Below are 11,972 nucleotides of genomic sequence, written 5' to 3' on the forward strand. Positions count from 1 at the left end.
TTTCCGTCGAGAGGAGCACAACCACCACCAGTCGTGCTAGATGTACCCGGCCGTCACCGGATCGGCAGCTTCTCGCCGGCCTCGACCGCAACGGACAGCCGGTTCTCGGGCGGTGCCACCGGGCACGTCGCGTAGTCCGTGAGAGCGCACGGCAGGTTGGATGCGCGGTTGAAGTCGAGAGTCACACGGCCGTCGCTGTCCGGATCGGCCACGGCGAGTGATCGGCACGCCCGATACGTGGTGACGCCGCTGGTCTCGTCGGTGAACAGGATGTGGAAGCCGCTCGCCTTGCCACGGAACGCGACGAGCTGTCGCGGCGCTCCGGCCAGCTCGAAATCGATGACACCGAGACCCGCATGATAGTGTTCCAGCCCCTGGACCACGGCACCGGTGGTGATGGTGCGTACACCGTCGAACGGGGTGAACGTCCCTGTCACGAGCCATCTCTCGTCCGGCTCGAACGTGGGTATGCCGCCGAAGGCAGCCAGGGTCGGCGCCTTCGGATCGTGCACCCGCAACGCGACGGATCCCGTGCGGCGGATGACCTCGATGCGGCGATCACCGGCCGCGACGAGGAGCCCCGGTGAACCCTCGACGGGATGCAGCACCGTAGTCCCGTCGACCGGGACGCCGTCGACCGACAGGCCCTCGGAGATATCGGCACCGACGTACACCGCATCGTCGTCGGCACGCCACAGGCCGGGCAGGTCGTCGACGGCGGCGTCGGTATCAGTGAGCCAGAACAGGCCTGTCAGCGCAACCCATCCCAACGGATCTCGGAAGTAGGCCTCCCGATCCACATGCCAGGCATGCCAGTCCTGCTCGAACGACGTGAGTGAGAGTGTCATGACGCGAACTCCTTCTGCTCGTGAGATCTGATTCTGCTCAGGACGGCGCCGACATGCCGCGCTTCCTCGATATGCGGATAGCCGGACAAGATGAATTCGTCGACCCCGGCGTCGCGGTACTCCTCGAGGCGCTCCACGATCTCGTCGTTGCTGCCGACCAGCGCGGTTCCTGCGCCGCCGCGGACCAGACCGATGCCTGCCCAGAGATTAGGACCGACGATCAGGGCGCGGCGATCTCCGCCGTGCAGGGCCGACATGCGGCGTTGGCCCTCCGACCCCAACGCCGACAACTGGGCGTGCCGCGTTGCGATCGTCGCGTCGTCCACATCGGCGATCAGCTCCTCGGCGCGGTCCCATGCCTCGCCGGCCGTGTCGCGGGTGATGACGTGGATGCGCAGCCCGCCCCGCACCGTTCGCCCGTGCTCCGCGGCGAGCGAGCGCACGCGGGTCAACTTCTCTGCCACAGCGTGAGGCGGTTCACCCCAGGTCAGGTACACGTCCGCGTGCTTGGCCGCGACGCGAAGCGCAGCGTCGGAGGATCCTCCGAAGTACACGTCGGGAAGCGGGACGGGTGCCTGGCCTGCGAATCCGCCGCCGTTCGGGCGATCCACCGTGAAGTACGTGCCCGACGCCGTGACGGAAGCACCGTCACCGACCGCACGCGCGATGCGCAGGAACTCGTCGGCGCGCGCGTAGCGCTGGTCCTTCGCCAGCGTGTCGCCGTAGGCGCGCTGCTCCGCGTCGTCGCCGCCCACGACGACGTTGAGTAGGACGCGGCCGCCGGACAACCGATGGAACGTGCTCACCATCTGCGCGGAGGTCACCGGCGACACAGCGCCGGGCCGGAACGCCACCAGGAACTTCAGACGAGTGGTCGCCGGAATCAGCGCCGCGGTGACCAGCCAGGCGTCCTCGCAGTGCCCGCCCGTCGGAGTGAGCACGGCCTCGAAACCGAGTTCCTCGACGGTCACGGCCAATTCGGTCAGGTACTCGAGCGTCGCCTCCCGGTGTCCGTCGACAGATCCAGCCGTGGACGCGCCGCCGATCGAGACTCCGTGCGAGCGCGCACCGAGCCTCTCGTCGTCACCCCCGGTGGGGAGGAACCAGTGGAATCTCACTCGCCGATACGGGGTCGACGCAGTCCGAGGTGCTCCCTCAAGGTCGACCCCTCGTACGCGGCCGGGTACGAACCACGTTCCTGCAGCTCGGGAACCAGCTTGTCGACGATGTCGTCGAGCCCGCTCGGCACGAGGTACGGCGTGATGTTGAAGCCGTCGCTCGCCCCTCCGCGGACCCAACGGGTGAGCTCGTCCGCGACCTGGCTCGGCGTACCGGCGAATCCGGTACGCGCGGACGTCTCGATGACGACCTGCCGCAGCGACAGGTTCTTCGCCTCGGCGAGCGACCGCCACTCCCGCACGCGTGCATGCACATCGATGCCGTTGAACGCCGACCCACGAGCACCGACGACGCCACTGACGATCGGGTCCTCCGTGGGTAGCGGTCCGTCGGGGTCACGATCAGACAGGTCGCGCCCCCACACCTGGCCGGCGATCGACAGCGTCGTCGGGCCGGTGAACTGACCTTCCTTCACCCAGCGCACCTTCTCGTCCACGTCCCGCTCGTGGTCCGCGAGGACGATCTGCGTGCCGGGCAGGATCTTGATGTCGTCGTCCGGTCGCCCACGGGCCACGAGTCGCGCGCGGATGTCGTTCGCGAAGTCGAGTGCGTCGTCGAAGTGCGTCCCGTGCGCGGAGAAGATGACGTCGGCGTGCTGGGCGGCGAAGTCGCGGCCGGTGCTGGAATCTCCCGCCTGGAAGATCACCGGGTGGTCCTGCGGACTACGGGGAATCGGTGCAGCAGAGGCGATGTCGAACTGCGAGGACTGGATGCGCACGGAGTCGGCCGTGCCTCCTGCGTTCCACAACGCCCTGGCGACGTCGAGGAATTCGCCGGCGCGCACGTAGCGGTCCGCGTGGTCGAGGTAGCCACCGCGTCGGAAATTCTCGCCCGTCCACGCGTTATCCGTCGTCACGACATTCCAGCCCGCGCGACCTCCGGACAGCACGTCCAGTCCCGACAGCCGACGCGCGAGGTCCACCGGTTCGTTGTAGGTGGTGTTCTGGGTGGCCACCAGTCCGATGTTCGTGGTGATGCCGGCGAGCGCCGCCAACTGCGTGATCGCGTCGGGACGACCCGCGATGTCCAGGTCGAGGATCTTGCCGCCCTGCTCGCGTAGCCGCAGCCCTTCACCGAGGAAGAACGCGTCGAACAATCCGCGCTCGGCGGCCGTGATCAGCCGACGAAACGTCTCGAAGTCGATCTGCGAGCCACTGGCCGGGTCCGACCAGATCGTCGTGTGGTTGACGCCCTGGAAGAAGACACCCAGGTGGACGGTGGCGTCGGGACGGAGGAGATCGGTCATCGCGCAGCCTCGAATCGGTTGACGGGGCGGGCCAGGCCCAGGGTGGAACGCAGCGTCGTCGCCGGCACCGGCCGTTGGGCCAGCCCTCGCTCGAACAGCTGTGGAAGCAGATACTGCGCGGCAACGCGGAGATCGTCGTCGATCAACGCGGGCCGCAGCCTGATTCCGCCGATCGCATCGTCGAGGGCAGCGATGCGCTCGACGAGAGCCGCCGCGGCCGCCGGATCACCGGGCGACTCGACGTCGAGAACGACGTGCACCCCGGACACCGCGCGCGCGTCCGCCTCGTTCTCCACGAGGACGACGTCGAGCAGATCGGTGTCGATCTCGCCGAATCGACCGAACACCACGACCTGTCCCTGCGGCGGCCGAGGCACGATCGCGGGGCCCTTCACCGAGTACTTCTCTCCGACGAAGTCGACGTAGTGCAGCTTCTGCTGGTCCAGGAACCGCCCCGTCGGAAAGTCGCGGATCACCGCGTCGTCCTCCCAGGAGTCCCACAGCCCGCGCGCCACAGTCACCGAATCACGCTGCTCGCGCGCCAGACCGACGTCGGTCGAGACGACCTCGCGACCCCAAGCTGCCGCGACGTCGGGTGTCAGCGACCGGGCCGCCACCCATCCCGCCCGGCCGCGGGACGCATAGTCCAACGACGCGAGCTGCGACGACAGGTGGAACGGTTCCGCGTAGGTGGTGCTCGCAGTGGCGACGAGGCCCACCGTGCTGGTCGTCGCGGCGACGAAAGCAGCCCGCGTGATCGCGTCGACACCACCCGTCGCCAGATCGTCGTCGTCGAACGTGACGTAGCCGAAACCCGCGTTCTCGGCCGCTGACGCCGTGGCGGCCGTGCCGACCCCGACCCCGATGTCGATGCCGAGTGTGACCGTCGTACTCATCCTGCACTCCCTCGTGTGTCCCCCGGAACGATCACGGTAGGACCGCGACGGCAGGCGCACACGAGTTGAAATCGCACAGATGCGAACGGAATGAACCGGGTGTTCGGTGCGTTAGAAGCCCACCCCGGCGAAGGGGGCCTGCGGAGTCCGGAACAGCTCGTCGGCAGCCGATGCCTCACCCTGCGCGAGACCGGCGGTGACCAGAGCCGCCCACGACGTGCCGCCGAGCAGCACCGATGCCAGGTCTCGGACGTGCACCGTCAGATCCGGCGCCGCGTCGACCACCTGCACGCCGTCCTGCCCCACGCTGTAGGTCGCCGCGTTCTCCGGCAGGTCCGCGTCGTGCACCCCGATGGTGACGCTGGGGCCCGGACCGTACGAGCGGGCGGACAGCGCTGCCGACACGTCGAGGATGCGCAGCCACGTCTCGTCCTCGGTGCGGTTCAGGCGCACCGACCGGCGGTCGTCCATCAGCATCGGCAGGACCGTGTCCACGGGCAGTTCGGGGAACGTGATGCGGTCGACCAGATCGAGCCGCAGCAGGAACCGGACCAGATCGGCGAAGACGGCGTCGTTCGGAGCGTGCCAGTCCTCGACGACGACCTGGCGGGCGTCCCCGGACCACCACTGGCGTGGATCCAGCGGGCGGTATCGGACGTAACCGTCGTCGACGCCGTCGGTGGAGTGCACCCCGATCCACACCGGATCGGTATCGGACCGCGCACGCAGGCGCGACGCGTTCCACCAGATAGGCAGCCGGGTGATGGACCCCGGCCGCGCCGACGGATGCGCCGTGACGATGTCGGCCTGCACATCCAGCGCAGTGTCGTTGTCGACGATGCGCACGACACCGCTGGAGGCGGCGCCGTCCCGCACCGACGCACGGGCGGTGACGACGTCCGCGGACACACTCGACGTGGCGACGCCGTATCCGTAGCGCCCGTAGATGACGGCCTCGGACGCGCGAAGTGAGGCGACGACATCCCCGGCTGCGCGCGCGTCCCGTAGTTGCCGACGCAGCAACGCGGAGACGACACCGCGGCGCGTATGGGTCGGGAGCACCCCGACGTGCGTGACCGCCAGGTGTGGAACGCAGGCACCACCCGGCAGGGTGAGGGTTCCGCGTGCGGAGTCCGTCGTCCCGATCAGCTGTCCGCCGTCGAAGGCTCCGTAGGTCTGTCCCGGCTCGCGCAGGCTCTCGATGTCGTCCTCGGTGACGTACAGGGTCGGCAGTCCCACCATGGCGGCCCGGAACACGCGCTGCGACTCCAGCAGGTCCGAGCGCGACTCGAGGATTCGGATGTCGACCATCACGCGACCTCGGCGATCGTCAGCGTGGTCTGTCGGCGCAGCACGAAACCGAGCGCGTCGTACAGCGCGATGGCAGTCGTATTACCGGCGCTCGTGTGCAGGAACGGCACGTCCCCGCGCTCCCGGATGCCGTGACCGACCGCGCGGATCAGCCGCGTCGCCAGCCCGCGACCGCGGTAGGCGGGATCGGTACACACGGCGCTGATCTCGGTCCACCCCGCCGGGTGCATGCGCTCGCCGGCCATCGCGATGAGGCGCCCGTCGTCGCGGACCCCCAGGTAGGTCCCCATCTCGATCGTCCGCGTGCGGAACGGGCCCGGACGAGTGCGCGCGACGAGGTCCAGCATCTCGGGCACGTCCGCCGCGGTCAGGACGACGGCCTCCGGTTCCGGGGTCACCTCGAGTGCGGTTCCGTCGAACTGCACCAGGGCGATGCGGTCGCGAACCCTCCACCCGGCGGGCGGGTCGATGGCGTCGCCACGCAGTGCGGCCTGCTCACCGGCAGGCAACAGGTCGGCGAGATCGGACCAGTCGTCGGCATCCATGTCGGCTGGGTGCCCGAAGAAGCCGGCGACATCCGGGTGATAGCGACCGATCCGGCCCTTCCACTCGGCGAATCGAACATGCGCTCCCAGCAGGGACGATCGGATGGGATCGTCCAGGGGGTGCGTGTCCTGCAGGGTCGGGGTCACCGGGGGTCGTTCGTCACAGTGCACTCGGCCCACTGTAGGTGGACGGGCGCGAGCTTCTGCGCGTTGTACTCACCGTGATTCGACAGAGAGCAGAATGGAGGCCGTGAGCCCTGAAGTCAGACATTCGGACGACGACCCCTCGACCACCGGAACCCCACCGTGGACGTACCTGATGGACATGGACGGCGTCCTGGTGCACGAGGAGCACCTGGTGCCCGGCGCGGACCGGTTCCTGAAGGAGCTCCAGGACACGAACACGCCGTTCATCGTCCTCACGAACAACTCGATCCGCACGCGTCGCGACCTGCAGGCACGGCTGCGGCGCACGGGCCTCGAGATCCCCGAGGAGTCGATCTGGACGTCGGCGCTGGCCACGGCAACGTTCCTGGGGAATCAACGTCCGAACGGCACCGCGTACGTGGTCGGGGAGTCCGGACTGACGACGGCTCTGCACGACATCGGCTACATCATCACCGACATCGATCCCGACTACGTGGTGTTGGGTGAGACGCGCACGTACTCGTTCGAAGCCATCACGACGGCCATCCGACTGGTCGAGCGCGGCGCCCGCTTCATCGCGACCAATCCCGACGCGACCGGTCCGTCGCGCGAAGGGTCGCTGCCCGCCACCGGATCCGTCGCCGCCCTGATCACTCGCGCCACCGGGCGCGAGCCGTACTACGTCGGCAAGCCGAATGCGCTGATGATGCGGTCGGCACTGCGAGCCATCGGAGCACACTCGGAGAACACGCTGATGATCGGCGACCGCATGGACACCGACATCGTGTCCGGACTCGAGGCCGGCCTGCAGACCATCCTGGTGCTCACCGGCATCTCGACTCCGGCCAGCGTGGAGATGTTCCCGTTCCGGCCGACGCGCGTCATCGACTCGGTCGCCGACCTCATCGGGCACACGGCGGACCCCTTCGGATGAGGTTCCTGTACTCGCGGCCCGACCGGAGCATCGACGCCCGGGGTGTCCTCCAGTCGTTCGACCACATCGACGATGCGCGGGACGCAGTAGCCGAGGGCTCGGTCCTGGTGGGCGCCATCGGGTTCGACGCGAGCACGCGCTGCGCCCTGGTGGAGCCGAAGGAGTTCCGGCGGTACGACGTGCCGCGGACGCCGGAGCCGGCCACACTTCCGGTCGCCGTCGTCGCGTCGCAGAATCCGCCGCCGGACAAACATGTTGCTCGCGTACGACGCGCCTTGACCGTGCTCCAGCATCCCGGTTCTGCGCTGCACAAGGTCGTCCTGGCACGGTCGATCACCCTCGTCTTCGACTCGCCCCTGTCGCCGGTCATGCTGGCGGACAAGCTCATCGAGGACAATCCGATGCACAACGGGTTCGCCGTCGACCTGACCGCGGCGGGCGGGCCCTACTTCGGCCGACACCTGGTGGGATCGTCGCCGGAGTTGCTGGTGCGGCGCACCGGCACCGAGGTGGTCTGCCGACCCTTCGCCGGAACCGCTGCGCGTCAGCAGGATCCGGACGCCGACCGGCAGGCGGGGGCCGATCTTCTCGCCAGCGCCAAGAACCTGGCCGAGCACCGCTTCGTCGTGGACGCCATCGCCGACGCCTTGGCGCCTCTGTGCTCGGAGGTGTCCGTACCCGACGGGCCGACGCTGACCAGCACGCCGGCCGTGTGGCATCTGGCCACCCCGATCACCGCGACACTGCGCGACTCGTCCACCACCGCATTGGATCTGGCGCTCGCCCTGCACCCGACACCCGCCGTGGCCGGCAGTCCGACCGACCTGGCTCTGCAGACCATCGACATCATCGAATCGGGCCGCAGCCGCGACTTCTACGCCGGCATGGTCGGCTGGTGCGACGCGGACGGTGACGGCGAGTGGATGGTGGCGATCCGCTGCCTCGACATCGCTGCCGACGGTCTCAGCGGAGTCGCGACGGCCGGAGGCGGCATCGTCGCAGCCTCCGATCCGGACGCCGAACTCGGAGAGACCACGGCGAAGTTCGCCACGATCCTCTCCGCGTTCGGACTCTGACGACGGGTCAGCTCAACGCGCCACCGATGTCGCCCAGCAGGTCCTCGAGATCTTCGAGTCCGACGGAGATCCGTACGACGCCGTCCGTGATCCCCACTGCTGCACGACCTTCCGGACCCATGGCCCGGTGGGTCGTGGTGGCGGGGTGCGTCGTCATCGACTTCGCATCGCCGAGGTTGTTCGAGATGTCGATCACCCGCAGCTTGTTCAGGAAGTCGAAGGCACTGCGCTTTCCGCCCTCGAGCTCGAAGGTCACGACGGTTCCGCCGCCGCTCATCTGCGACAGCGCCAGCTGGTGCTGCGGATGCGACTCGAGGAACGGGTACTTCACCCAACCCACACCGGACTGCGTCTCGAGGAACTCCGCCACGGCCTGAGCCGACGCATTCATGTGCCGTACGCGCAACGGCATCGTCTCGAGACCCTTGAGCAGCGTCCACGCATTGAACGGACTGAGTGCGGGACCGGTGTGCCGCATCAGTGTCTGCACCGGCCCGTCGATGTACTCCTTCGATCCCAGGATCGCGCCACCGAGCACGCGTCCCTGCCCGTCGATGTGCTTGGTTCCCGAATACACCACCACGTCGGCGCCCAGCTCGAACGACTTCTGCAGCACCGGCGTCGCGAAGACGTTGTCCAGCACCACCTGTGCGCCGGCGGCGTGCGCCATCTCGGTCACCCGTCGCACGTCCACGAGCGACTGCATCGGGTTGGACGGCGTCTCGAAGAACACCGCGGTCGTGGGCACGGACAGCGCCTGTTCCCACTGGTCCAGGTCTTCGCCGTCGACGAAGACGGTCTCGATGCCCCAGCGCGGCAGGATCTCGTTGCACACCACGAAGCACGAGCCGAACAGGCTGCGAGCGGCCACCAGCCGGTCCCCGGCCTTCAGCAGCGCACCGAGCGCGGTGAAGACGGCGGACATACCGCTCGAGGTACCGAAGGCAGCTTCCGCACCGTCGACCAGACGCAGCCGTTCCTCGAACATCGACACGGTGGGGTTGCCGTAGCGGGAGTAGACGAAGTGGTCGATGTCGCCGGTGAACGCCTGCTCGGCCGCCTCGGCGCTCTCGTAGACGAACCCGGAGCTGAGATAGAGCGCCTCGGCGTTCTCCTCGAATCCGGAACGGTTCAGACCTCCTCGGACGCCGAGAGTGCCCTGGCCGACGCCGTCGGGAAGGGGCTTGGAGAAGCCGCCGCCGGTGGGAATCACTTCTGCCTCCAGGGGAGTCCGACCGCACGCCACCCGGTGCTGCCGCGGTGACCGTCGGCGTCGGTCGCGCCCTCGAAGCCGTCGAGCACGTTGTACGCCGGGCCGAGGCCGGCCGCCGTCGCCGCTTCGGCCGCCCCGATGGAGCGTTGACCGGAACGACACAGGAAGACCACGGGCCCCTTGTCGACGCCGGCAGCACGCACCTCGTCGACGAAGTTCTCGTTCTTCGCCCCGTCGGGGTAACTCACCCACTCGACGAAGGCGGTCGGCTTGTCCAGGGACGAGATGTCCGGGACACCGACGTAACTCCACTCCGCGTGCGTGCGGACGTCGACCAGTGACGCTTCCGGATCGGTGCTGAGAATTTCCCAGGCCTGCTCGGGCGTGATGTCTCCTGCGTAGCTCACTGGTCAAGTTTCGCACACGGTCGGATCAGCCCGATATGTCCGATAGTCGCAGCGTACGGCCATATGGGGGCAAGATGATCCGATGACCGACGAACACGTGCAGGACGCCGACACCGGCCAGTTCACGCACCGACAGATCATGACGATCATCTCCGGCCTCATGCTCGGCATGTTCCTTGCCGCGTTGGACCAGACCATCGTCTCGACGTCCATCCGCACCATTGCCGACGACCTGCAGGGATTCTCCATCCAGGCATGGGTCACGACGGCCTACCTGATCACGGCGACCATCTCGACGCCGCTGTACGGGAAGCTCTCGGACATCTACGGCCGCAAGCAATTCTTCCTCACGGCCATCACGATCTTCGTCATCGGGTCGGCGCTGTGCGGGTTCGCCACCTCCATGTACCAACTCGCCGCGTTCCGAGCCTTCCAAGGCCTCGGCGCCGGCGGCCTGTTCTCGCTGGCGCTGACCATCGTCGGTGACATTGTTCCTCCGCGGGAGCGCGCGAAGTACCAGGGTTACTTCCTGGCCGTCTTCGGCACGTCCAGCGTCCTCGGTCCGGTCATCGGCGGCGTCCTGTCCGGTCAGAGCGAGATCCTGAACATCACCGGCTGGCGCTGGGTCTTCTTCGTCAACGTGCCCATCGGTGTCGTCGCGCTGTTCGTCGTCGCGAAGGTGCTGAACCTGCCCCGGCGTCACGGGAGCGCGGTCGTGGACTGGGCGGGCGCAGCGGCACTGGCCGTCGGCCTGGTCCCGCTGCTGATCATCGCCGAGCAGGGCCGCACCTGGGGGTGGGGCTCGGGTCGCGCCATGATCTGTTACGCCATCGGCGTCATCGGTATCGCCGCGTTCATCGCGATCGAGATCCGCATGAAGACCGACGCTCTGATCCCGATGCGCTTCTTCCGCAATTCGACCTTCAGCATCGGCCTGGTGCTCTCCGTCATCACCGGCGCCGCGATGTTCGGCGGCATCACTCTGCTGCCGCAGTACCTCCAGGTGGTCAAGGGGTCCTCGCCCACCCTCGCCGGATTCCAGATGTTGCCCCTGGTCCTCGGCATCATGGTCGCGTCGATCTTCTCCGGTCAGATGATCTCCCGGACCGGGCACTACCGCCCGTACCCGATCATCGGCACCACTCTGATGACGGCGTGCATGTTCGCGTTCTCGCTGATCAAGTTCGACACACCGCTGTGGATGATCATGCTGGCGATGTTCGGATTCGGCTTCGGACTCGGCAACCTGATGCAGCCGCTGACGCTCGCGATCCAGAACGCCCTCCCGCCGAAGGACATGGGCGTGTCGACGTCGTCGGCCACGTTCTTCCGTCAGATCGGCGGCACCATCGGTGTCGCGGTGTTCCTGTCCTTGCTGTTCTCCCGCGTGACCGACGCGATCGCCTCGGCACTGCGGTCCGCCGCCGAGACACCCGAGTTCCGCGAGGCCGTCGGTCAGGCAGCGTCCAGCTCGGATCCCGCGGTGTCGGGACTCGCGCAGGGTCTGGCGTCCGGTAACGGGTCGGCCGCCGGCGGCATCCTGGACGACACGTCGTTCATCCAGAAGCTTCCCGACGCGTTGGCCGCACCGTTCCAGATAGGCTTCTCCGACGCCATGGACTCGGTCTTCGTCGTCGCCGGCTGCGTGTTGGCCCTGGCGTTCGTGATCAACCTGTTCTACAAGGAGATCCCGCTACGCACCCAGGGCGGCCTGGCCGCGCAGGCCACGGAGAAGTCGCAGACGACGGAGAAGCTAGGGGCTGCAGAGTAGCCAGTCGTCGCCGACGCGCGTCGCGCTCCAGGTGAGGGATTCCTCGGTTCCGTCGAGGCTGACGCGCACGTCGGCCTCGGCGGTGTCGTCCTTCACGCGAACTTCCTCGATGTTCTTCAGCTCCACCTCGGTGCCGGCGTCGGCCAGCGGGGCATTCACGATACCGGGGCACTGCAGGGCAGCGACTGCCGCGGTGTCACCGGACTTCGTAGCCTCCACGTAGGCCGCGACGGCGGTGCCCACGCGCTGGTTGTCACTGACGTTCTCGTCGGGTGACCCGGTGAGGGAGAGCACGGCGATGATCACCGCCACGACGACCACCACCGCAGCGGCCGCGATGATGGGCGCTGCGGTGGTGGAACGTTCGGGTTCAGGGTCGGTCATGACCCGATTGTGTCA

12 protein-coding genes are annotated in these 11,972 nt (G+C 67.9%); 3 read left to right on the top strand and 9 right to left on the bottom strand.

The genetic code is table 11. The features are described 5' to 3' along the window. Positions 1–53: 53 nt before the first annotated feature. The 6 genes from AC0IX4_RS07435 to AC0IX4_RS07460 form a co-directional block, all read right to left on the bottom strand. The gene (locus AC0IX4_RS07435) at positions 54–848 is read right to left on the bottom strand and encodes a DUF1684 domain-containing protein (RefSeq protein ID WP_471828558.1); all 795 of its coding nucleotides are present in this window, start codon (positions 846–848) and stop codon (positions 54–56) included. Beyond that, complete coding sequence (locus AC0IX4_RS07440) at positions 845–1,966, bottom strand: LLM class flavin-dependent oxidoreductase (RefSeq protein WP_042576129.1); 1,122 nt, start codon at positions 1,964–1,966, stop codon at positions 845–847. Before AC0IX4_RS07440 ends, AC0IX4_RS07435 begins: the two co-directional genes overlap by 4 nt. Beyond that, positions 1,963–3,273, bottom strand: a complete 1,311-nt coding sequence (locus AC0IX4_RS07445) for an LLM class flavin-dependent oxidoreductase (RefSeq protein ID WP_471828560.1) — start codon at positions 3,271–3,273, stop codon at positions 1,963–1,965. Before AC0IX4_RS07445 ends, AC0IX4_RS07440 begins: the two co-directional genes overlap by 4 nt. Beyond that, a complete protein-coding gene (locus tag AC0IX4_RS07450) occupies positions 3,270–4,169 on the bottom strand; it encodes an LLM class flavin-dependent oxidoreductase (protein WP_471828562.1) in 900 nt (299 codons plus the stop codon). Before AC0IX4_RS07450 ends, AC0IX4_RS07445 begins: the two co-directional genes overlap by 4 nt. Before the next feature lie 111 nt (positions 4,170–4,280). Beyond that, on the bottom strand, positions 4,281–5,480 hold the full coding sequence (locus AC0IX4_RS07455) for a GNAT family N-acetyltransferase (protein WP_471828564.1): 1,200 nt from the start codon (positions 5,478–5,480) through the stop codon (positions 4,281–4,283). After that, entirely contained in the window at positions 5,480–6,172 is a 693-nt protein-coding gene (locus AC0IX4_RS07460) for a GNAT family N-acetyltransferase (protein WP_042576133.1), read from the bottom strand. The genes AC0IX4_RS07455 and AC0IX4_RS07460 overlap by 1 nt, the downstream gene beginning before the upstream one ends. Positions 6,173–6,344: 172 nt before the next feature. Here AC0IX4_RS07460 and AC0IX4_RS07465 point away from each other — a divergent pair, with 172 nt between their 5' ends. Together AC0IX4_RS07465 and AC0IX4_RS07470 are read left to right on the top strand one after the other, a co-directional pair. After that, entirely contained in the window at positions 6,345–7,106 is a 762-nt protein-coding gene (locus tag AC0IX4_RS07465) for an HAD-IIA family hydrolase (RefSeq protein ID WP_042576341.1), read from the top strand. Continuing rightward, on the top strand, positions 7,103–8,182 hold the full coding sequence (locus AC0IX4_RS07470) for an isochorismate synthase (protein WP_471828566.1): 1,080 nt from the start codon (positions 7,103–7,105) through the stop codon (positions 8,180–8,182). The genes AC0IX4_RS07465 and AC0IX4_RS07470 overlap by 4 nt, the downstream gene beginning before the upstream one ends. 7 nt (positions 8,183–8,189) lie before the next feature. Here AC0IX4_RS07470 and AC0IX4_RS07475 read toward each other — a convergent pair whose 3' ends face one another. Together AC0IX4_RS07475 and AC0IX4_RS07480 are read right to left on the bottom strand one after the other, a co-directional pair. Next, positions 8,190–9,392 carry an O-succinylhomoserine sulfhydrylase gene (locus tag AC0IX4_RS07475; RefSeq protein ID WP_042576342.1) on the bottom strand — a complete coding sequence of 401 codons (1,203 nt, stop codon included), beginning with the start codon at positions 9,390–9,392 and terminating at the stop codon, positions 8,190–8,192. Next, entirely contained in the window at positions 9,392–9,802 is a 411-nt protein-coding gene (locus AC0IX4_RS07480) for a rhodanese-like domain-containing protein (RefSeq protein ID WP_042576135.1), read from the bottom strand. The genes AC0IX4_RS07475 and AC0IX4_RS07480 overlap by 1 nt, the downstream gene beginning before the upstream one ends. 82 nt (positions 9,803–9,884) lie before the next feature. Between AC0IX4_RS07480 and AC0IX4_RS07485 the strand changes: the two genes are divergently transcribed. Next, positions 9,885–11,573, top strand: coding sequence for an MDR family MFS transporter (locus AC0IX4_RS07485; RefSeq protein ID WP_056074012.1), 1,689 nt, complete (start codon positions 9,885–9,887; stop codon positions 11,571–11,573). Here AC0IX4_RS07485 and AC0IX4_RS07490 read toward each other — a convergent pair. Beyond that, positions 11,556–11,957: an Rv0361 family membrane protein gene (locus AC0IX4_RS07490; protein ID WP_042576137.1), complete on the bottom strand. Its 402-nt coding sequence runs from the start codon at positions 11,955–11,957 to the stop codon at positions 11,556–11,558. The two genes, AC0IX4_RS07485 and AC0IX4_RS07490, sit on opposite strands and share 18 nt — an antisense overlap. Between the last annotated feature and the right edge of the window lie 15 nt (positions 11,958–11,972).

Source organism: Rhodococcus sp. AC861 (assembly GCF_979256035.1).